Here is a 20,508-nt window from a genome sequence, read left to right as displayed (position 1 = left end):
CAGGTCCAGCGTCGGCAACGGCCCCGGCTTCCCCCGCCGGGGCCGCCCGTCAAAAGGAGCCGCAGCCTTGAACACGCATGCCTCGGTCGTCGTCATCGGCGGCGGAGTGATGGGCACGAGCATCGCCTACCACCTGGCCGCCGCCGGTGTCCGCGACGTCGTCCTCCTCGAACGCGACGAACTCGCCTCCGGCTCGACGTCGAAGGCCGCCGGCGGAGTGCGGGCGCAGTTCTCCGACGAGCTCAACGTGCAGCTCGGGGCGCGCAGCCTGGAGGCGTTCGGCCGGTTCGGCGAGGAGATCGGGTACGACATCGGGCTGCATCGAGTCGGCTATCTCTTCCTGCTGTCCACACCCGAGGAGGTGGACGCGTTCGAGGCGGGCGTGCGCCTGCAGAACTCCCTCGGCGTGCCCAGCCGCATGATCGATCCGGCGGAGGCCCGGCGGCTCTCCCCGTTGATCAGCACCGACGGGCTGTCGGCGGCGGCCTTCTCGCCCGACGACGGGCACTGCACCCCCGAAGCCGTCGTCCACGGCTACGCGGCCGCCGCCCGCGGCCACGGCGTGCGCATCCTGCGGCACACCGAGGTGACCGGCATCGAACTGCACGGCGACACCATCGCGGCCGTGACGACCACGCTGGGCCGGATCACCACCGACACCGTGATCTGCGCGGCCGGCGCCTGGTCGCGGGCGGTCGGCGCGATGGTCGGCGTGGACCTGCCGGTACGACCCCTGCGCCGCCAGATCGCGGTCACCGAACCGGTCACCGCACTGCCGCCCGACCTGCCCATGACGATCGACTTCAGCAGCACCCTCTACTTCCACGCCGAGGGCCCCGGCCTGCTCATCGGCATGTCCGACCCCGACGAGCGCCCCGGCTTCGCCACCGACACTCACGACCGCTGGATCCCCCGGCTGTACGCGGCGATGGAGCGGCGCGCCCCGGCCCTGACCGAGCTGCGCCGCACCGGCGGCTGGGCGGGCCTGTACGAGATCACCCCCGACCACAACGCACTGATCGGCGAGGCGCCCGGGCCCTCCCGCTTCCTGTACGCGACCGGCTTCTCCGGGCACGGATTCCTGCAGGGACCAGCCGTCGGCGAGGTCATGCGCGACCTGTACCTGGGCCGCGTACCCTTCGTGGACGTCGGTCCCCTGAGCGCCGGCCGTTTCGCGGCCGACGCGCCGCGCCCGGAGGTCAACTGCGTATGACGGAACCCCAGGAACCCCAGGAAGCAAGGAGACTCGAGAATCTCGGGGAACTCCACCTGTGGCTGCGCCACGAGGTCCGCACCACCGAACGGCGCACCCCGATCGTGCCGACGGACGCCCGCCGGCTGGTGGACAGCGGCGTGCGCCTGACCGTCGAGGAGTCCCCGCAGCGGATCTTCCCGATCGAGGAGTACGAGGCGGCCGGCTGCCGGGTCGCGCCCACGGGCTCCTGGGTGTCGCAGGCGCCGCGCGACGCCGTGGTGATCGGACTGAAGGAACTCCCCGACGAGCCCGGTGAACTGATTCACCGTCACATCTCCTTCGGGCATGCCTACAAACGGCAGCCGGGGGCCGCCGAACTGCTCCGGCGGTTCGCCGCCGGGGGAGGGGTGCTGCTCGACCTCGAGTACCTGGTGGACGACGACGGACGCCGGCTCGCCGCCTTCGGCTTCTGGGCCGGCTATCTGGGCGCGGCCCTGGCGGTGCTGCACCAGCGGGGCCGGCTCGCCGCACCGCTGCGGCCCACGGAGAAGGAGGAGCTGGACGAGACGCTGCGACCGGCCGCCGGGGACGAGGAGTTCACCGCACTGGTCGTCGGCGCCCTGGGCCGCAGCGGCCGGGGCGCCCGCACGGCCTTCCACGCCGCCGGGATCGAGCCCACGAACTGGGACCTCGCCGAGACCCGCGACCTGGACCGCCGGGCCCTGCTGCACCACGACCTGATGGTGAACGCCGTCCTCGCCACCACCCCCGTCCCGCCCTTCCTGCGCGAACAGGACCTGGACGACACCTCCCGGCGGCTGCGCACGGTCTGCGACGTCACCTGCGACGTGGGCTCCCCACTGAACGTCCTGCCCGTCTACGACCGCACCACCGACTGGACGGATCCGGTGCGCCGGCTGCGCAAGGAGCCCCCGTTCGACCTCATCGCCATCGACAACCTGCCTTCCTTGCTGCCGCGCGAGTCCAGTACCGACTTCTCCGCGGCCCTGCTGCCCCAACTGCTGGAGTTCTCCACCGGCGGGCCGTGGGGGCGCTGTCTGGACCGGTTCCACCAGGCCTGCCGTGAACTCGGCATCACAGAGGGGGATTTCCGTCGTGCCTGAACTGGCTCCCGCGAGCGGTACGGTCCACTGGGTCGGCGCCGGTCTGTCCACCGGCAGCGGACTGGCCGCGCTGTGCGAGGCGACCGACCGGGTACGTCTGTGGCACCGCACCGAGGACCGCGCGGCCGACGCCCTCGCCCGGCTGGGCCTGACCGGCCGGGCCGAACCCCGTGCGTACACGCTTCCGGCGCTGACCGCGGAGCTGGCCCCCGGCGACGTCGTGGTGTCGATGCTGCCCGCGCCCGAGCACCCGGCGCTGCTGGCGGAGTGCGTGCGCGGGCAGGCCCACTTCGCCTGCTCCAGCTATGTGTCGGACGCGGTGCTGGAGCAGGTCCCGGCGGCCGAGAAGGCGGGCCTCGTCGTCCTCACCGAGGCCGGGCTCGACCCGGGCATCGACCACCTCTTCGCGCACAGCCTCGTGGCCCGCGCCCGGGAGGCGATCGGTGACACCACGGCCGCCTCGTACACCCTCACCTCGTACTGCGGAGGCGTCCCGGCGGTCCCGAACGACTTCCGGTACCGCTTCAGCTGGGCTCCCGCCGGAGTCCTGGGCGCCTTGCGCTCACCGGCCCGTTACATCGAGGACGGCGCCGAGACGACCGCCGAGCGCCCCTGGGAGGTCACCCGGCGGCACGTCGTCGACGGCGAGACCTTCGAGGTCTACCCCAACCGGGACAGCGTCCCCTTCGTCGAGCAGTACGGCCTGCCGGCCGCCTGGCAGCCGCGGACCTTCGTACGCGGCACCCTGCGCCTGGACGGCTGGCTGCACGCCTGGGACGCCGTGTTCGAGGAGCTCAAGGGCGGCGACGATGCCCGTATCGCCGCCCTGGCACGGGAGCTGGCGCAGACCTACCCCACCACGGACGCCGACCGGGACCGCGTGGTCCTCGCGGTGTCGCTGGACGTGAGCGGCGCCGGGCGGACCTGGTCCGGCCGCTACCTCCTCGACCTCGTCGGGGACGCCGAGGAGAGCGCGATGGCCCGCTGCGTCTCCCGCCCCCTCGCCCTCGGCGTCCGCCACATCCTGGACGGTTCCCTGCCGACGGGCCTGAACCGGGCCGCCGAGACGGCCGTGCGGTCGGACGAATGGCTGGGTGAACTCGCGCGGGAAGGGGTCGACTTCACCCTGCGCGTCGACAGCTGAGTCCTGCCCGGGCGCCTCAGTCCGCGACGGCCTCGTGCACGAGCCGCTTCAGGTCCTGGAAGAGCGTGTGCGAGGTCCGCGGCCGTACCTGCGTCAGGAACTGCACGGTCAGATCGCGGCTCGGGTCGACCCAGAACGTCGTCGTCGCCACCCCGCTCCAGCCGTACGTGCCGAGACCGGTCGCGGCCTTGGTACGGGCCGGGTCGATCACCACCGAGACACCGAGGCCGAAGCCGACGCCCTCGTTGCCGGGCTCGTCATGGGCCGGCCGGCTGCCGAAGGTGCGCATGTCGACGCCGCCGGGAAGGTGGTTCGTGGTCATGAGGTCCACGGTCTCGGGGGCGAGCAGGCGGGTGCCGTCGAGTTCACCGCGGTGGCGCAGCAGCTCCATGAAGCGGTGGACGTCGTACGCGCTCGCCACCATGCCGCCGCTGCCGGACAGGAACCGGGGCCGGCCGTGCAGCGGCAGCCCCGCGATCGGCTCGATACGGCCGTCGTCGGCCTCGCCGTACAACTCGGCCAGCCGGCCCGCCTGTTCGTCGGTGACACAGAACCCGGCGTCCGTCATGCCGAGCGGACCGAAGATCCGCTCGGCGAAGAACGCGTCGAGCGGCTGCCCCGACACCACCTCGATCACCCGGCCCAGGACGTTGGTGGCGACCGAGTAGTTCCACTCCGTGCCCGGCTCGAACTGCAACGGCAGGCTCGCGTACACGTCGATCGTCTCCGCCAGGTCCGCGCCCGGCGGCACCGACGACTCCAGGCCGGCCGCGCGGTAGAGGGCGTCGACCGGGTGGGAGTGGTAGAACGCGAAGGTCAGTCCCGCGGTGTGGGTGAGCAGGTGCCGGATCAGGATCGGCCCGGCGGCCGGCCGGGTTCTGATCTCCTCGCCGTCGCCGCCGACGTACACCTGCGGGTCGGCGAAGGCGGGCAGGTGGCGGGCGACCGGGTCGTCGAGCGACAGCCGGCCCTCCTCCACCAGCAGCAGCGCGGCGACCGTGGTGACCGGCTTGGTCATCGAGTAGATCCGGTACAGGGTGTCGGGCTCGACGGGCAGACCGGCGGCGACATCGCGGTGACCGTACGTCGTGAGGTGGGCGACGCGGCCGCCGCGGGAGACCGCCACGAGGTAGCCGGGCAGATGCCCTTCGTCGACGTGGTGGGCGAAGTGCCGGTCGAGCCGGTCCAGCACCTTCGGATCCAGTCCGGCCTCAACCGGGTCGACCTCTTGTCGCAGCTGTGCCATCGCTCTCCTCCGTCGCGCGCGTTCGAGGTGCCGTCGGGCATACCCGGCCTCGACCACCTCATTCATCATGGTCGCGTAGAAATACGAGAACGGAGCCCCTCGGCGCGATGTTCGACGGCCGCCGTTACGGAACGCGGGCAGCGCACGTCCCGCCACCGCCCCGGCCACGCCCAGCACCGGTCCGACGTGTCGCCCGTCCGGGAATACCCCGCTCAAAGAGTGCGGTTACGGAGGCATGACTCAGGACGCGACGCAGGACGCACTGCTCAAGTTGCTCTCCGAGAGCCACGGCGGGGTACTGGTCACCCTCAAGCGCGACGGCCGCCCGCAGTTGTCGAACGTCACCCACTTCTACTACCCCGACGAGCGCATCATCCGGGTCTCGATCACCGACGACCGCGCCAAGACCCGCAATCTGCGCCGGGATCCGCGCGCCTCCTACCACGTGACCAGCGACGACCGGTGGGCCTACACGGTCGCCGAGGGCGCGGCCGATCTGTCGCCCGTCGCGAAGGACCCCCACGACGACACGGTCGAGGAGCTCATCCGCCTCTACCGCGACGTCCAGGGCGAGCACCCCGACTGGGACGACTACCGGGCGGCCATGGTCCGCGACCTCCGGCTCGTACTGCGGCTTCGGGTGGAGCGGGCGTACGGGGTCCTCCGGCGTTAGTGCCGGGGAGCGCCGGGAGCCGGGAGCCGGACGCCCGTGGGCCGGAGGCCCACGCCCCGGCGCCCGATGTCCGGCGCCCGATGTCCGGCGCCCGATGTCCGGCGGTCGTCCCCCGCCGGTCATGCCCCGACCCGTCGAACCGGGAACCCGTGCGCGCGGGCGCTCGTCACCACCGCCAGCACGGGTACGAGCAGCACCAGCACCGTCCAGGGGAACGCCCGCGCGCCGAACGTGTCCAGCAGGACTCCGCCCGCCACGCCCCCGACCGCCATCGCCGCGTTCCACAGGGTGACCAGCATGGCCTGCGCGGCGTCCGCGCGGGCCCCGCCCGCGTCGGCCACGGCGGTCTGGAGCAGTGTGGGCACACCTCCCCAGCCGAGTCCCCACAGCGCCGCCGCCACGAACACGAGGGCCGGGCTGCCCGCGAAGAGGGCCAGCAGGCCCGCCCCCGCACCCACCAGTGACGTGCTCGCCAGGGTGAGCGCGCGCAGCGCACGGTCGATGCGGGCCCCTACGCCCCACACGCCGGCCAGGGAGGCGGCGCCGAACACCAGGAGCACCAGGTCCGCCGAGCCGCCCATGCCGGACCGGTCCAGGAACGTGGCGATGTAGGCGTACAGGACCGTGTGCGCCAGGACGAGGACCAGGGTCACGAACAGGACGGGCACGACACCGGGAACGGACAGCGCCCGCAGCATCGGGGACCGTTCGCCGCCCGGCTGCCCTGGCCGCTCCGGTACCGCGAGCCCGATCCAGCCGAGCAGCACCACGGCGACCACCGTCATCAGCGCGAACGCCGCCCGCCAGCCCAGCAGTCCGCCCAGGTACGTCCCCGCGGGCACCCCCAGCGACAACGCGACCGGAATCCCGGTCATGACCACCGCCACCGCCCGGCCCTGGAGAGGCACCGGCACCAGCCGCCGGGCGTACCCGGCCAGCAGCGCCCAGGCGAGCCCGGCGGCCACGCCCGCCACGAAGCGGGCCGCCATGGTCAGCGGGTAGCTGTGCGAGGCCGTCGTCACCGTGTTGGCGACGGCGAACCCCGCTGTCGCCGCCAGCAGCAGTCGCTTGCGCGGCCAGGTGGCCGTGACCGTGGACAGGGGGATCGCGATGAGCGCCGTACCGGCCGCGTAGACGGTCACCGACTGTCCCGCCGCGGACTCGCCGACACCGAGACCGGCGCTCATCGCGGGGAGCAGCCCCGCGGGAAGGGTCTCGGTGAGGCTGGTGACGAACACGGCGGTGGCGAGCGCGAGCAGGGCGGGGAGAGGGAGTCGGAGGTTCTCGGCCGCCGTGACGGGCGACCGGCCGGCGAGGTGAGTTCGGCTTCGCATGCCCGTAGGCTCGACCCTGACACTGGTGTCAGGTTCAAGTCGTGGCCGGGCCGGCGGTCGGGTGCACGGACCTTCGGGGCCGGTTGCCGGTCCGTCGGGCGCGCGGGACCGTCGGGGGCCGGTGTGCCGGGGTGCGGAGCCCAGCGACATCGGCATGTCGAGCGCGGCGGGGGAGTGGTCCACCGAGCCCTGGTCGCCGAGGTGGACGTGCGCGAGGTCGACGCGCGCGAGGACGGGCCGCGGTGTCCGGCGCCCCGCCCTCGCGTGCGATCGTCAGGCCGTCACGGTCTCCGGCTGTGACGCCTCCATGCGGGAGCGCTCGCCGAGGAGTTCCGTCGGCACCCGGTGGGTCTCGCGGGCCGAGAGGGCGGCGATCACCGGCGGGACGCACAGGGCGGCGGTGAACAGGCCCACCGACGACCAGTCGTCGCCGTCCGGGCCGGCGATCTGCGCGGCGAAGGTGACGGCGAACCCGGCCACGGCGAAGCCGATCTGCGTGCCGATGGCCATGCCGGACAGGCGGACCCGGGTGGAGAACATCTCGCCGTAGAAGGCGGGCCACACGCCGTTCGCGGCACTGTAGACGACACCGAAGGCGACGATGCCGAGCACCAGGATCAGCGGGTAGGAGCCGGTGGAGATCGCCCACAGGTACGCGAACATCATCACGGCGCTGCCGGCGGCGCCGATCAGGTACACCGGGCGGCGGCCGACGCGGTCCGAGAGCGTGGCCCACAGGGGGATGGCCGCCAGCGCGACCAGGTTGGCCAGCGCGCCCACCCACAACATGGAGGAGCGGCTCATCCCGACCGCGTCACTGGTCGCGTACGCCAGCGCCCACACCGTGAAGATCGTGCTGACCGAGGCGACGAGCGCGCCCGCGATCACCCGCAGCACGTCCGCCCAGTGCTCGCGCATCAGCACCGCCAGCGGCAGCTTCGCGACGCCCTCGCCGGCGGCCTGCTGGGCGAAGGCCGGCGTCTCCTGGAGCTTGCGGCGGATGACGTAGCCGACGACGGCGACCGCGACGCTCAGCCAGAACGGCAGCCGCCAGCCCCAGGACAGCAGCTGGTCCTCGGGGAGCGCGGCAACCGGGATGAAGACCAGGGTGGCGATCAGCTGGCCACCCTGGGTGCCGCTGAGGGTGAAGCTGGTGAAGAAGCCGCGCCGGCCCGGCGGCGCGTGCTCCAGCGTCATCGAGCTGGCGCTGGCCTGCTCTCCCGCCGCGGAGATGCCCTGCAGGACCCGGCACAGCACCAGCAGGACCGGCGCGAGCCCGCCGACCTGGGCCCGGGTGGGCAGACAGCCGATGAGGAACGTCGACAGGCCCATCAGGATCAGCGTGAAGACCATGATCTTCTTGCGGCCGAGCCGGTCGCCGAAGTGGCCGAGGAAGAGCGCGCCGACCGGACGGGCGGCGTAGGCGACACCGAACGTGGCCAGCGACAGCAGGGTCGCGGTCGCCGGGTCGGACTCGTCGAAGAAGATCTTCGGGAAGATCAGCGCGGCCGCGCTGCCGTAGATGAAGAAGTCGTAGTACTCCAGGGCGCTGCCGATCCAGGCGGCGGTGGCGGCCTTCTTCGGCTGGCCGGGCGGTGCGGCGGAGTCGCTGGGCGTGGCGGGGACGGACACGGCTTGCTCCTTCGGGGGGACTCCAACGTAGGTGGAGTGAGCGGAAGGGGAGAAGTGCCGGATCCCTGGGGTGACGGGTCGGCTGCACCGGGCGCTACCCGGCTAATTAACCCACTGGATAGTTAGTAGCGGTTGGCTACGGATGTTGCGCCCACGTTTCCCGGGTGTCAAGAGGTCGCGCCGAGGGATCTCCCGATGGATCTCGCCGAGGCTCCCCGGACGACCCTCCCTCCGTGGCCGTCGCGTCGTGCTCAGTCCGCGGTGCGCTCCGCCGTCAGATAGGCGATCACCATGTCGCCGAGCATGGCGCGGTAGTGCCCGCGCCGGGCCGGATCCACCAGGTCGCGGCCGAACAGGGCGCCGAAGGTGTGCCGGTTGGAGACCCGGAAGAAGCAGAAGGAGCTGATCATCGCGTGCAGGTCGACCGCGTCGACGTCGGCCGTGAACAGGCCGGACTCCTGCCCCGAGGCCAGGATGCGGCGGATCACGTCCAGCGCGGGCGAACCGATCTTCCCCAGCTTCTCGGAGGCCGCGATGTGCTCGGCTCCGTGGATGTTCTCGATGCTCACCAGGCGGATGAAGTCGGGGTGCTGCTCGTGGTGGTCGAAGGTGACCTCCGCCAGCCGCCGGATGGCCGCCACCGGGTCCAGATGCTCGACGTCGAGTTCCTGCTCGGCCTCGCGGATCACGCCGTACGCCCGCTCCAGGACGGCCGTGAACAGCTGCTCCTTGCCACCGAAGTAGTAGTAGATCATCCGCTTCGTGGTGCGGGTGCGGGCGGCGATCTCGTCGACGCGGGCGCCGTCGTAGCCGGCCCGGGCGAACTCCTGCGTGGCGACGTCGAGGATCTCGGCCTGGGTCCGGGCGGCGTCGCGGATGCGCCCGTTGGGTCGTGCCGGTTCGTCGACGCTGGTCATCGGGTTCCTTCGGGCGTAGGGCCAGTGCCGGTGATTCTAGAAGCAGGGCCGGGCGCCGCGGCCGGGGTCTTCCCGGGAACCCGTCGAGCTGATATAGCTAACGTACTAGTTCGTACATTAGCGTTCTGCTTCTCGCATCTGCTTCTCGTATCTGCTTCTCGTCACCATGCGCCGCTCAGGAGGTCCGTCGTGACCAAGGACTCGTTTCTCGTCGGACTGATCGGTTCCGGCATCGGCCCCTCGCTCAGCCCGGCCCTGCACGAGCGGGAGGCCGACCGCCAGGGCCTGCGTTACCTGTACCGGCTGATCGACATCGACACCCTCGGCGTACCGCCGGAGGCGGTGGGCGATCTGGTGCGGGCCGCGCGCGACCTGGGTTTCGACGGGCTCAACATCACGCACCCGTGCAAACAGCTCGTCATCCCCCATCTCGACGCGCTCGCCCCGCAGGCCGAGGCTCTCGGCGCGGTCAACACCGTCGTCTTCGAGGACGGCCGCGCGGTCGGGCACAACACCGACGTCACCGGCTTCGCCGCCTCCTTCGCACGTGGGCTGCCCGACGCCCCGCTGGAGCGGGTCGTGCAGCTGGGCGCCGGCGGCGCGGGCGCGGCTGTCGCGCACGCCACGCTCACCCTCGGCGCCGGGCGGGTCACCCTCGTCGACGCCATGCCCGAGCGGTCGGCCGCGCTCGCGGACTCCCTCAACCGCCACTTCGGCGACGGCCGGGCCGCCTGCGCCACCCCGGACCGGCTGCCGGAGCTGCTCGCGCACGCCGACGGCATCGGCGGCGTTGTGCACGCGACCCCCACCGGCATGGCCGCCCACCCCGGCCTGCCCTTCCCCGCCGAACTCCTGCACCCCGGTCTCTGGGTCGCCGAGGTCGTCTACCGGCCGCTGGAGACCGAACTGCTGCGCACCGGCCGCGCGCTTGGCTGCGCCACCCTCGACGGAGCCGGCATGGCCGCCTTCCAGGCCGTGGACGCGTTCCGCCTGTTCACCGGGCGGGAACCCGACAGCGCACGGATGCTCGCGGACATCGCCGAGCTGGCCGACGCCGTAGTCGCACCGAAGTAGAGAGGCACCCGGATGCGTACCTCCATCGCCACCGTCTCCCTCAGCGGATCCCTCACCGAGAAGCTCACGGCCGCCGCCCGGGCCGGCTTCGACGGCGTCGAGATCTTCGAGAACGACCTGCTCGCCAGCCCCCTCACCCCCGAGGAGATCCGCACCCGCTGCGCCGACCTCGGCCTCGGAATCGACCTCTACCAGCCGATGCGCGACATCGAGGCCGTGCCCGAGGACGAGTTCGCCCGCAACCTGCGCCGGGCCCGGCACAAGTTCGAGCTGATGCGCCGACTCGGCGCCGACACCGTCCTCGTCTGCTCCAGCGTCTCCCCCCGCGCCGCGGACGACGACGCGCTCGCCGCCGGGCAGCTGAGCCGACTCGCGGATCTCGCCCAGGACTTCGGCATCCGCGTCGCCTACGAGGCGCTCGCCTGGGGCCGCCACGTCAGCACCTACGACCACGCCTGGCGCATCGTGGAGACGGCCGGCCACCCGGCCCTCGGCACCTGCCTGGACAGCTTCCACATCCTCTCCCGGGGCTCCGACCCCAAAGGCATCGAGGACATCCCCGGCGAGAAGATCTTCTTCCTCCAGCTGGCCGACGCGCCGCTCCTCGCCATGGACGTCCTCCAATGGAGCCGCCACTACCGCTGCTTCCCCGGCCAGGGCGGCTTCGACGTCGCCGGACTCGTCCGGCACGTGCTGCGCACCGGCTACGACGGCCCGCTCTCCCTGGAGGTCTTCAACGACGTCTTCCGGCAGGCCGAGGCGGGCCCGACGGCGGTGGACGCCCAGCGCTCCCTGCGCGTCCTTCAGGAAACCGTCGGCCTGACCAGCCCACCCGCCCCGGTCGTCCCCACCGGCGTCGCCTTCGCCGAACTGCTCACCCCCGACGCCGAACCCGTCGCGGCGCTCCTGGGCGCCCTCGGCTTCGCCCGCACCGCCCGCCACCGCAGCAAACCAGTGGACCTGTGGCAGCAGGGCGAGGCCCGTCTCCTGGTCAACACCGGACCGGCCGCACGCCGCGACGGCACCGGGCTCGCCGCGATCGGTCTGGAGTCACCCGACCCGGCCGGCGCCGCCCGCCGCGCCGAGGCCCTGCTCGCACCCGTACTGCCGCGCCGCCGCGCCCCGCAGGACGCACCACTCGACGCGGTCGCGGCTCCCGACGGCACGGAACTCTTCTTCTGCGCGACGGACCACCCCGAACTCCCCAGCTGGCGCGCCGACTTCGAGAACACCGGCCGGCGCCCGACCGCCACCGACATCACCCGCATCGACCACCTCGCCCTCACCCAGCCCTGGCACCACTTCGACGAGGCCGCCCTCTTCCACCGCAGCGTCCTCGGCCTGCACGCACAGGAGAGCGTCGACGTCGCCGACCCCTACGGTCTCTTCCGCAGCCGCGCCGTCACCAACACCGACGGCAGTGTCCGTATCGCCCTCGCCGTCGGCCCGGCCCCCGCGGAGGACGAGGTCCGCGCCCAGCACATCGCGCTGGCCACCGCGGACGTGGTCGCCGCGGCCCGCCGCTTCCGCGCGGCCGGCGGCCGCCTGCTGCCGGTCCCCGCCAACTACTACGACGACCTGGCCGCCCGCCACGACCTCCCCGCCGACGAGCTGGCCACCTACCGCGACCTCGGCATCCTCTACGACCGAGACGCCCACGGCGTCTTCCGCCACTGTTACACCCGCACCGTCGGCCGTGTCTTCTTCGAACTCGTCCAGCGCGACGGCGGCTACCGCGGTTACGGCGCCCAGAACGCCCCCGTGCGCCTGGCCGCGCAGCACACCGCGCGGTGACGGCGACGGTCACTCACTGACGGCTGACGGACCTGGTCACGCCCGCGACGACCGTCGTGGCCAGGATCCAGCCGGTGATGATGAGGACGTAGGACAGCGTCTGGTACCAGCCGTCCGGCGCGAAGGCGCCTTCCTGTCCGAAGGAGATCACCGGCAGCAGCAGGTCCAACGTGTAGAACACCGGGTTGAAGTGGGGCGTCTCGGCCGCCTTGAGCGGGCGCGGGTGGTGCAGGGCGTACGTGACCGAACCGACGGCGAGCAGCGACAGCAGCCAGACGGCGGCGCGCAGCGGACGGAACCCGTAACCGACGGCCACGTCCTGGAGGTGGCCCCACAGGCGGCCGTACCAGGGGAGCGTGGTGCGGTGGCGGCGCTGCTTGGCGAGCTGGACGAGCCGGGCGGCCTGGTCGTCGCCGATGCGGCGGTAGGCGGCCGCCAGCTGCTCGTAGGCGTGCGGGACGTAGCCGTCGCCGTCCCGTTCCAGCATGGGCAGGCGGCGCTCGGCGGGCTCGTGCGGGGTGAGCGCCGTGTAGGTCAGGCTGTTGAGGCGGACCTGGCCCGGCACCATCTCGGGCTCCAGGTAAAGGACTTCGATCTGGGAGCGACGCAGGTTGACGGCTCCCTCCACCGGAGTCCCTTTGCGGAGCCACAGTTCCGCGATGGTGCAGCTGGTGGCGTGCAGAGCAGTGCCGTGGGGGTTCGACAGACGGGAGCGCGACAGGACGAGACGCCCTGCGACACGGGCGCCCTGCAGCTCCAGCAGACCCCGTGTACGTGCCTTGCGCAGCACCAGATCGGCTCCCACGTCGAGGGCCTCCGCGCTGAGGGCAGTGCCGCCAGGGCGGTACAACTCGGCTTCGTGAAGGTTCACCGCCCCGGTGATGCCGGCGCCGGTCAGCCGTACTTCGCCGTACACGCGTAGCTCCGGCGCCCACAGGTCGTCGCCTGTCGTGACCTGGTTGAGCTGGAGCGCCGGCTCCGCAGCGTCCGGCGCCGTGACCTGAGCCCGGTCCATGAACAGCGCCCCGGAGATCCGCGCCCCGCCGAGCCGTACGGGACCGTGAAACCGACAGCCCGTCATCCGCAGGACGCCGTCCACCCGCAGCGTGGCGGCGGTCAGCCCGGGCAGCACCGAGTCGCTCAGGTTGAGCTGCCGGATCCGGCAGCCGTACAGCTGGGGGACGTCGTCGAAGAAGCAGTGGCTCAGGCGCACGGCGTGGTCGGTCGTCGCGTACCGAAGGTCCAGTACACCGGTGATGCGCGCACCCGCCAGCTTCAGTGCGGCTATCTCGCCCTGTTCCTGGGGTCCGTTGAGCAGAAGAGCCCGCAACACGGCGGCACGGACGGTCCGTTCGGGCCCCCAGCCGTCACCCTGCGCCGCGTCCCCCTCGGCTCCCTCGCGGAAGTCGACCCCCGCGCCCGTGGCGAACGCCCGCCATACCCGCTCCTCGGCCGCCGTCAGATCGTTGATCTCCATCAGCGGGGACTCTGACGTGACCCGCGCCGACTGTCAACCAAGTACGGCCATGGCCCGGTCCGTTCACCGAACGGACCGGGCCATGGCTCATGGCACTACGGCCTGGTGTTCCACTCCGCGATCACCGGACGCCCGTGCTCCGTCGACAACCGGCTGACCGTTCCCGTCGCCAGCTGGAACAGCCGGCCGTCCGCCGGGGCCAGTCCCAGCCGACGGGCCGTCAGGGCCCGGAGGAAATGGGCGTGGGCGACGAGGATCACGTCGCCGTCGCCGCTCGCGAGTGCCGCGTCGACCCGGGACAGCAGCCGGTCGGCGCGCCGGCCGACCTCCTCGGGCGACTCGCCCGGGTGGCCTTCGGGGCCGGGCGGGACCCCGTCGGTCCACAGGTACCAGTCGGGGCGGGTGCGGTGTATCTCGACGGTGGTGATGCCCTCGTAGCCGCCGTAGTCCCACTCGTGCAGGTCGGGGTCGGGGACGGACCCGGTCACACCGGCGAGTTCGGCGGTGCGCTGCGCGCGGTACAGCGGGCTGGTGAGTGCGAGTGCGTAGGTCCGGACGGAGAGGAGGGGAGCGAGGGACTTGGCCTGTTCCTCACCGTGCTCGGTGAGGGGCAGGTCGGTGTAGCTGGTGTGCTGTCCCGACACGCTCCACTCCGTCTCGCCGTGGCGGACCAGCAGGAGATCCCCCACGGCCGGGCCTACTTCGCCGACTCGACGGCGTGACCGCCGAACTGGTTGCGCAGGGCGGCGATCATCTTCATCTGCGGGGAGTCGTCCTGGCGGGACGCGAACCGCGCGAAGAGGGAGGCGGTGATCGCCGGCAACGGTACGGCGTTGTCGATGGCCGCCTCGACGGTCCAGCGGCCCTCCCCGGAGTCCTCCGCGTAGCCGCGCAGCTTGTCCAGGTGCTCGTCCTCGTCGAGGGCGTTCACGGCCAGGTCCAGCAGCCAGGAACGGATGACCGTGCCCTCCTGCCAGGAGCGGAACACCTCGCGGACGTCCGTCACCGAGTCCACGGCCTCCAGGAGCTCCCAGCCCTCGGCGTAGGCCTGCATCATGGCGTACTCGATGCCGTTGTGGACCATCTTGGAGAAGTGGCCGGCGCCCACCTTGCCCGCGTGGACGTAGCCGTACGGGCCCTCCGGCTTGAGCGCCTCGAAGATCGGCTGGAGACGGTCGACGTGCTTCTTGTCGCCGCCGACCATCAGGGCGTAGCCGTTCTCCAGGCCCCACACGCCGCCGGAGACGCCCGCGTCGACGAAGCCGATGCCCTTGGCGCCGAGCTCCGTGGCGTGCTTCTCGTCGTCCGTCCAGCGGGAGTTGCCGCCGTCGACGACCGTGTCGCCGGCCTCCAGCAGGCCGCCGAGCTCGTCGACGACGGACTGGGTGGCGACGCCGGCCGGGACCATCACCCAGACGGTGCGCGGCGCTTCGAGCCGGTCGACGAGTTCGGCCAGGCTGCTCACGTCGGAGACTTCGGGGTTGCGGTCGTAGCCGATGACGGTGTGGCCCGCGCGGCGGATCCGCTCGCGCATGTTGCCGCCCATCTTGCCGAGACCGATCAGACCGAGCTGCATGTCAGTTCACTTCCTAAGCGTGCGGTAGGCCGCGACGAGGGCCGTGGTGGAGGGGTCCAGACCGGGCACGTCCGCGCCCTCGGTCAGGGCGGGTTCGACGCGCTTGGCGAGGACCTTGCCGAGCTCGACGCCCCACTGGTCGAAGGAGTCGATGTTCCACACCGCGCCCTGGACGAACACCTTGTGCTCGTAGAGCGCGATCAGCTGGCCGAGGACCGACGGGGTCAGCTCGCGCGCCAGGATGGTCGTGGTGGGCTTGTTGCCCTTGAAGGTGCGGTGCGGGACCTGCTCCTCGGACACGCCCTCCGCGCGGACCTCCTCGGCGGTCTTGCCGAAGGCGAGCGCCTGGGTCTGGGCGAAGAAGTTGGCCATCAACAGGTCGTGCTGCGCCTTGAGTTCGCCGCTCAGCTCGTCCACAGGTCGCGCGAAGCCGATGAAGTCGGCAGGGATCAGCTTCGTGCCCTGGTGCAGCAACTGGTAGTAGGCGTGCTGCCCGTTGGTGCCGGGCGTGCCCCAGACCACCGGTCCGGTCTGCCAGTCCACCGGGTTGCCGTCGCGGTCCACCGACTTGCCGTTGGACTCCATGTCCAGCTGCTGCAGGTAGGCGGTGAACTTCGAGAGGTAGTGCGAGTAGGGGAGCACCGCGTGCGACTGGGCGTCGAAGAAGTCGCCGTACCAGATGCCCAGCAGGCCGAGCAGCAAGGGGGCGTTGGCCTCGGCGGGGGCGGTGCGGAAGTGCTCGTCGACGAGGTGGAAGCCGTCGAGCATCTCGCGGAACCGGTCCGGGCCGATGGCGATCATCAGGGAGAGGCCGATCGCGGAGTCGAAGGAGTAGCGGCCGCCGACCCAGTCCCAGAACTCGAACATGTTGTCCGGGTCGATGCCGAACTCGGTGACCTTCCCGGCGTTCGTCGACAGGGCGACGAAGTGCTTCGCGACCGCCTTGTCCTCCCCGCCGAGCCCCCTGAGCAGCCAGGACCGGGCCGAGGTGGCGTTGGTGATGGTCTCGATCGTGGTGAACGTCTTGGACGCGACGATGAACAGCGTCTCGGCCGGGTCCAGGTCCCGTACCGCCTCGTGCAGGTCGGCGCCGTCCACGTTGGAGACGAAACGCACGGTCAGATCGCGGTCGGTGTAGGCACGCAGCGCCTCGTACGCCATCGCCGGACCGAGGTCGGAGCCGCCGATGCCGATGTTGACGACGTTGCGGATCCGCCGGCCGGTGTGGCCGGTCCACTCGCCCGAGCGGACGCGGTTCGCGAAGTCGCTCATCTTGTCGAGGACCGCGTGGACCTGCGGGACCACGTTCGTGCCGTCGACCTCGACCACCGCGTCCCGAGGCGCCCGCAGCGCGGTGTGCAGCACGGCCCGCCGCTCCGTGACGTTGATCTTCTCGCCGCGGAACATGGCGTCCCGCAGTCCGAACACGTCGGTGGCGGCGGCCAGTTCCTGGAGCAGGGCGAGGGTCTCGTCGGTGATGAGGTGCTTGGAGTAGTCGATCCGCAGATCGCCCACGCGCACCACGTAGCGCTCTGCTCGCCCGGGATCCGTGGCGAACAGCTCACGCAGGTGCGTATGCGGCTGCCACTCGGCGCGGTGGTCGGCGAGCGCCGTCCACTCCGGGCGCCGGGTGAGCCTGGGGGAGTCAGACATGTGAGGGTGTCTCCTTGGTGCCCTCGCCCCGCAGGGCGACGGCGTACATCTCGTCGGCGTCGAGGCGGCGCAGCTCCTCGGCGATGAGTTCGGAGGTGGAGCGGACCTTCAGGGCGAGGGTGCGCGACGGCTGGCCCGGCAGGGTCAGCGTGGCCAGCGGGCCCTCGGGGCGGTCGATGACGATCTCGCCGGCCGCGGTGCCGAGCCGCACGGCCGTGACGACCGGACCGCCGCTGACCACGCGGTCGACCTTGACCTTCAGCCGGGCCTCCAGCCAGCGGGCGAGCAGCTCGGCGCTGGGGTTGTCGGCCTCGCTCTCCACGGCCGCCGAGGTGATCTTCGCCCGGGCCTGGTCCAGGGCCGCGGCCAGCATCGAGCGCCACGGGGTGAGCCGGGTCCAGGCGAGGTCGGTGTCGCCGGGCGCGTAGGACTTCACGCGCGTCTCCAGTACCTGAAGCGGGTGCTCGACGGCGTACAGGTCGGTGATCCGGCGCTGGGCCAGCGCGCCCAGCGGATCCTTCGCGGGGTTCTCGGGCGCGTCCACCGGCCACCACACGACGACCGGGGCGTCCGGCAGCAGCAGCGGCAGCACCACCGAGCCGGCGTGGTCGGACACCTCGCCGTAGGTGCGCAGCACGACCGTCTCGCCGGTGCCGGCGTCGGCGCCCACCCGGACCTCGGCGTCGAGGCGGGAGTTGGTGCGGTCGCGCGGGGTGCGAGCGTGCCGCTTGATGACGACCAGGGTGCGCGAGGGGTGCTCGTGCGAGGCCTCCTCGGCCGCCCTGATCGAGTCGTAGGCGTTCTCCTCGTCCGTGACGATGACCATCGTCAGGACCATGCCCACGGCGGGGGTGCCGATGGCGCGGCGGCCCTGCACCAGCGCCTTGTTGATCTTGCTTGCCGTGGTGTCGGTGAGGTCGATCTTCATGGCCTGCGCCAGCTCCGTCCGTCTCGTGCGAGCATCTCGTCGGCTTCCTCGGGTCCCCAGCTGCCCGACCGGTACTGGGCCGGCCTGCCGTGCTCCGTCCAGTACTCCTCGATCGGGTCGAGGATCTTCCAGGACTCTTCCACTTCCTGGTGACGGGGGAACAGGTTGGCGTCGCCGAGCAGCACGTCCAGGATGAGTCGCTCGTACGCCTCCGGGCTGGACTGCGTGAACGACTCGCCGTAGGCGAAGTCCATCGTCACGTCCCGGATCTCCATCGACGTGCCCGGCACCTTGGAGCCGAACCGGACCGTCATGCCCTCGTCGGGCTGGACGCGGATGACGATCGCGTTCTGGCCGAGTTCCTCGGTGGCGGCGGATTCGAAGGGGGAGTGCGGGGCGCGCTTGAAGACGACCGCGATCTCGGTGACCCGGCGGCCCAGGCGCTTGCCGGCGCGCAGGTAGAAGGGGATCCCCGCCCAGCGGCGGTTGTCGATCTCCAGCTTGATCGCGGCGTACGTGTCGGTCTTCGACTTGGGGTCGATGCCGTCTTCCTGGAGGTAGCCGATGACCTTCTCGCCGCCCTGCCAGCCCTCCTCGTACTGCCCCCGGACGGTGTGACTGCCCAGGTCCTCGGGCAGCCGTACCGACTTCAGCACCTTGAGCTTCTCGGTGAGCAGCGCCTCGGCGTCGAAGGCGATGGGCTCCTCCATGGCGGTGAGGGCCATCAGCTGGAGCAGGTGGTTCTGGATGACGTCACGGGCGGCGCCGATGCCGTCGTAGTAGCCGGCGCGGCCGCCGATACCGATGTCCTCGGCCATGGTGATCTGCACGTGGTCGACGTAGGACCGGTTCCAGATCGGCTCGTACATCTGGTTGGCGAAGCGCAGCGCCAGGATGTTCTGGACGGTCTCCTTGCCCAGGTAGTGGTCGATGCGGAACACCTGGTCCGGCTCGAACACGTCGTGCACGACCCGGTTGAGCTCGCGGGCGCTGGCCAGGTCGTGGCCGAACGGCTTCTCGATGACCGCGCGCCGCCAGGAGCCCTCCGGCGCCTTCGCGAGGCCGTGCTTCTTCAGCTGCTGGACGACCTTCGGGAAGAACTTCGGCGGTACGGAGAGGTAGAAGGCGAAGTTGCCGCCGGTGCCCCGGGAGGCGTTCAGCTCCTCGACGGCCTCGCGCAGCTGCTTGAACGCGGTGTCGTCGTCGAAGTCGCCGGGGATGAACCGCATGCCCTCGGCGAGCTGCTGCCAGACCTCCTCGCGGAACTCCGTCCGGGCGTGCTCGCGGACCGCGTCGTGCACGACCTCGGCGAAGTCCTGGTCCTCCCAGTCGCGGCGGGCGAAGCCGACGAGCGAGAAGCCCGGCGGCAGCAGGCCGCGGTTGGCGAGGTCGTAGACGGCCGGCATCAGCTTCTTGCGGGAGAGGTCGCCGGTGACGCCGAAGATGACGAGCCCGGACGGGCCGGCGATCCGCGGGAGGCGGCGGTCGCGCGGGTCACGCAGCGGGTTCACCCACTCCGACGCCGGGACGACCGGGATCCGCACCTCGGCCGGTGCCGACTCCTTGGTCTCCTGGTCAGGAGTCCTGGTCATTATGCGTCAACTCCCTTGCTGTTCAGGGACTTCGTCACGGCGTCCAGCAGGTCCTGCCAGGCCACCTCGAACTTGGCGACGCCCTCGTCCTCGAGCTGCTTGACGACCTCGTCGTAGGAGATCCCGAGCCGCTCGACGGCGGCGAGGTCGGCGCGGGCCTGGACATAGCCGCCGGTCACCGAGTCGCCGTGGATGTCACCGTGCTCGGCGGTGGCGTCGAGGGTGGCCTCCGGCATGGTGTTGACGGTGCCGGGGGCGACCAGCTCGTCGACGTACAGGGTGTCCTTGTACGCCGGGTCCTTCACACCCGTCGAGGCCCACAGCGGGCGCTGCTTGTTCGCCTTGGCGCCCCCGAGGGCGGTCCAGCGGCCGCCGCTGAAGACATCCTCGTACGCCTCGTAGGCGAGCCGCGCGTTGGCCAGCGCGGCCTTCCCCTTGAGCGCCAGGGCCTCGTCCGTGCCGATGACCGTCAGCCGCTTGTCGATCTCGCTGTCGACGCGGGAGACGAAGAAGGAGGCCACGGAGTGGATCGTGGACAGGTCCAGGCCGGCCGCCTGGGCCTTCTCCAGGCCGGCGAGGTAGGCGTCCATGACCTCGCGGTAGCGCTCCAGCGAGAAGATCAGCGTGACGTTGACGCTGATGCCGAGGCCGATCACCTCGGTGATGGCCGGGAGGCCGGCCTTCGTCGCCGGGATCTTGATCATGACGTTGGGGCGGTCGACCAGCCAGGCGAGCTGCTTGGCTTCGGCGATGGTGGCCTGGGTGTCGTGGGCGAGGCGGGGGTCGACCTCGATGGAGACCCGGCCGTCGCGGCCACCGGTCGCGCTGTATACAGAATGCAGAATATCGGCGGCTGCACGCACATCGGCGGTCGTCATCATCCGTACGGCCTCGTCGACGGTGACGCCCCGCACGGCCAGGTCGGCGAGCTGCTCCTCGTAGCCCTCGCCGGAGCCGATGGCGGCCTGGAAGATCGACGGGTTGGTGGTGACACCCACCACGTGCTTGTTCTCGACGAGTCCGGCGAGGTTGCCGGACGTGATCCGCCTGCGCGAGAGGTCGTCCAGCCAGATCGAGACGCCTTCTTCGCTGAGGCGCTCAAGGGCTCCCGCGGTCGCGGTTGCTTCGGTCACTGTGATCATCTTCTTT

At 71.5% G+C, this 20,508-nt stretch carries 17 protein-coding genes; 6 read left to right on the top strand and 11 right to left on the bottom strand.

What is annotated here, in order from left to right; all coding sequences use genetic code 11:
• The first annotated feature begins 67 nt into the window (after positions 1-67).
• The 3 genes from ACFY16_RS17760 to ACFY16_RS17750 are packed head-to-tail and all read left to right on the top strand — an operon-like array spanning position 68 to position 3,463.
• The gene (locus ACFY16_RS17760; protein WP_390648025.1) at positions 68-1,213 is read left to right on the top strand and encodes an NAD(P)/FAD-dependent oxidoreductase; all 1,146 of its coding nucleotides are present in this window, start codon (positions 68-70) and stop codon (positions 1,211-1,213) included.
• Positions 1,210-2,319 carry a saccharopine dehydrogenase gene (locus tag ACFY16_RS17755; RefSeq protein ID WP_390648024.1) on the top strand — a complete coding sequence of 370 codons (1,110 nt, stop codon included), beginning with the start codon at positions 1,210-1,212 and terminating at the stop codon, positions 2,317-2,319. Before ACFY16_RS17760 ends, ACFY16_RS17755 begins: the two co-directional genes overlap by 4 nt.
• Positions 2,312-3,463, top strand: coding sequence for a saccharopine dehydrogenase family protein (locus tag ACFY16_RS17750; RefSeq protein WP_390648023.1), 1,152 nt, complete (start codon positions 2,312-2,314; stop codon positions 3,461-3,463). The genes ACFY16_RS17755 and ACFY16_RS17750 overlap by 8 nt, the downstream gene beginning before the upstream one ends.
• Positions 3,464-3,479: 16 nt before the next feature.
• Here ACFY16_RS17750 and ACFY16_RS17745 read toward each other — a convergent pair whose 3' ends face one another.
• The gene (locus tag ACFY16_RS17745; protein WP_390648022.1) at positions 3,480-4,709 is read right to left on the bottom strand and encodes a serine hydrolase domain-containing protein; all 1,230 of its coding nucleotides are present in this window, start codon (positions 4,707-4,709) and stop codon (positions 3,480-3,482) included.
• Positions 4,710-4,944: 235 nt separating this feature from the next.
• On the opposite strand from ACFY16_RS17745, the gene ACFY16_RS17740 reads away from it, so the two are divergent.
• Positions 4,945-5,382, top strand: coding sequence for a PPOX class F420-dependent oxidoreductase (locus ACFY16_RS17740; RefSeq protein ID WP_390648021.1), 438 nt, complete (start codon positions 4,945-4,947; stop codon positions 5,380-5,382).
• A gap of 119 nt (positions 5,383-5,501) precedes the next feature.
• On the opposite strand, the gene ACFY16_RS17735 is transcribed toward ACFY16_RS17740, so the two are convergent.
• The 3 genes from ACFY16_RS17735 to ACFY16_RS17725 all read right to left on the bottom strand — a co-directional run bounded on the left by ACFY16_RS17735 (position 5,502) and on the right by ACFY16_RS17725 (position 9,265).
• Entirely contained in the window at positions 5,502-6,716 is a 1,215-nt protein-coding gene (locus ACFY16_RS17735; protein WP_390648020.1) for an MFS transporter, read from the bottom strand.
• Positions 6,717-6,989: 273 nt separating this feature from the next.
• The gene (locus tag ACFY16_RS17730) at positions 6,990-8,348 is read right to left on the bottom strand and encodes an MFS transporter (protein ID WP_390648019.1); all 1,359 of its coding nucleotides are present in this window, start codon (positions 8,346-8,348) and stop codon (positions 6,990-6,992) included.
• Between the two features lie 251 nt (positions 8,349-8,599).
• A complete protein-coding gene (locus tag ACFY16_RS17725; protein WP_390648018.1) occupies positions 8,600-9,265 on the bottom strand; it encodes a TetR/AcrR family transcriptional regulator in 666 nt (221 codons plus the stop codon).
• 189 nt (positions 9,266-9,454) lie between these two features.
• Here ACFY16_RS17725 and ACFY16_RS17720 point away from each other — a divergent pair, with 189 nt between their 5' ends.
• Positions 9,455-10,339 (top strand): shikimate dehydrogenase, encoded by an 885-nt coding sequence (locus ACFY16_RS17720; protein ID WP_390648017.1) that lies wholly within the window; start codon positions 9,455-9,457, stop codon positions 10,337-10,339.
• A gap of 12 nt (positions 10,340-10,351) precedes the next feature.
• A complete protein-coding gene (locus tag ACFY16_RS17715; protein WP_390648016.1) occupies positions 10,352-12,133 on the top strand; it encodes a bifunctional sugar phosphate isomerase/epimerase/4-hydroxyphenylpyruvate dioxygenase family protein in 1,782 nt (593 codons plus the stop codon).
• A gap of 13 nt (positions 12,134-12,146) precedes the next feature.
• On the opposite strand, the gene ACFY16_RS17710 is transcribed toward ACFY16_RS17715, so the two are convergent.
• From ACFY16_RS17710 to tal, 7 genes are all read right to left on the bottom strand, one after another.
• Entirely contained in the window at positions 12,147-13,610 is a 1,464-nt protein-coding gene (locus ACFY16_RS17710) for a membrane-associated oxidoreductase (protein WP_390648015.1), read from the bottom strand.
• A gap of 95 nt (positions 13,611-13,705) precedes the next feature.
• Positions 13,706-14,299 (bottom strand): histidine phosphatase family protein, encoded by a 594-nt coding sequence (locus ACFY16_RS17705; protein ID WP_390648014.1) that lies wholly within the window; start codon positions 14,297-14,299, stop codon positions 13,706-13,708.
• 8 nt (positions 14,300-14,307) lie between these two features.
• A complete protein-coding gene (gnd, locus tag ACFY16_RS17700; RefSeq protein ID WP_390648013.1) occupies positions 14,308-15,186 on the bottom strand; it encodes a phosphogluconate dehydrogenase (NAD(+)-dependent, decarboxylating) in 879 nt (292 codons plus the stop codon).
• 6 nt (positions 15,187-15,192) lie between these two features.
• Positions 15,193-16,839, bottom strand: a complete 1,647-nt coding sequence (gene pgi / locus ACFY16_RS17695; protein ID WP_390648012.1) for a glucose-6-phosphate isomerase — start codon at positions 16,837-16,839, stop codon at positions 15,193-15,195.
• The gene (opcA, locus tag ACFY16_RS17690; protein ID WP_390648011.1) at positions 16,832-17,767 is read right to left on the bottom strand and encodes a glucose-6-phosphate dehydrogenase assembly protein OpcA; all 936 of its coding nucleotides are present in this window, start codon (positions 17,765-17,767) and stop codon (positions 16,832-16,834) included. The genes pgi and opcA overlap by 8 nt, the downstream gene beginning before the upstream one ends.
• Positions 17,764-19,359, bottom strand: a complete 1,596-nt coding sequence (gene zwf / locus ACFY16_RS17685) for a glucose-6-phosphate dehydrogenase (protein WP_390648010.1) — start codon at positions 19,357-19,359, stop codon at positions 17,764-17,766. Before zwf ends, opcA begins: the two co-directional genes overlap by 4 nt.
• A complete protein-coding gene (gene tal / locus ACFY16_RS17680; RefSeq protein ID WP_390648009.1) occupies positions 19,359-20,501 on the bottom strand; it encodes a transaldolase in 1,143 nt (380 codons plus the stop codon). Before tal ends, zwf begins: the two co-directional genes overlap by 1 nt.
• Between the last annotated feature and the right edge of the window lie 7 nt (positions 20,502-20,508).

This window comes from Streptomyces sp. NPDC001315 (genome assembly GCF_042896175.1).
Taxonomy (GTDB): Bacteria; Actinomycetota; Actinomycetes; order Streptomycetales; family Streptomycetaceae; genus Streptomyces.
This window is presented reverse-complemented; position numbering and strand designations above follow the sequence as displayed.

What these genes read in the sequence shown, in the direction of transcription:
- ACFY16_RS17755 (WP_390648024.1), top strand. Translation starts at nt 1,210, where the DNA reads ATGACGGAACCCCAGGAACCCCAGGAAGCAAGGAGACTCGAGAATCTC.
- ACFY16_RS17745 (WP_390648022.1), bottom strand. Translation starts at nt 4,709, where the DNA reads ATGGCACAGCTGCGACAAGAGGTCGACCCGGTTGAGGCCGGACTGGAT.
- ACFY16_RS17740 (WP_390648021.1), top strand. Translation starts at nt 4,945, where the DNA reads ATGACTCAGGACGCGACGCAGGACGCACTGCTCAAGTTGCTCTCCGAG.
- ACFY16_RS17735 (WP_390648020.1), bottom strand. Translation starts at nt 6,716, where the DNA reads ATGCGAAGCCGAACTCACCTCGCCGGCCGGTCGCCCGTCACGGCGGCC.
- ACFY16_RS17725 (WP_390648018.1), bottom strand. Translation starts at nt 9,265, where the DNA reads ATGACCAGCGTCGACGAACCGGCACGACCCAACGGGCGCATCCGCGAC.
- ACFY16_RS17715 (WP_390648016.1), top strand. Translation starts at nt 10,352, where the DNA reads ATGCGTACCTCCATCGCCACCGTCTCCCTCAGCGGATCCCTCACCGAG.
- ACFY16_RS17710 (WP_390648015.1), bottom strand. Translation starts at nt 13,610, where the DNA reads ATGGAGATCAACGATCTGACGGCGGCCGAGGAGCGGGTATGGCGGGCG.
- gnd (WP_390648013.1), bottom strand. Translation starts at nt 15,186, where the DNA reads ATGCAGCTCGGTCTGATCGGTCTCGGCAAGATGGGCGGCAACATGCGC.
- pgi (WP_390648012.1), bottom strand. Translation starts at nt 16,839, where the DNA reads ATGTCTGACTCCCCCAGGCTCACCCGGCGCCCGGAGTGGACGGCGCTC.
- opcA (WP_390648011.1), bottom strand. Translation starts at nt 17,767, where the DNA reads ATGAAGATCGACCTCACCGACACCACGGCAAGCAAGATCAACAAGGCG.
- zwf (WP_390648010.1), bottom strand. Translation starts at nt 19,359, where the DNA reads ATGACCAGGACTCCTGACCAGGAGACCAAGGAGTCGGCACCGGCCGAG.
- tal (WP_390648009.1), bottom strand. Translation starts at nt 20,501, where the DNA reads ATGATCACAGTGACCGAAGCAACCGCGACCGCGGGAGCCCTTGAGCGC.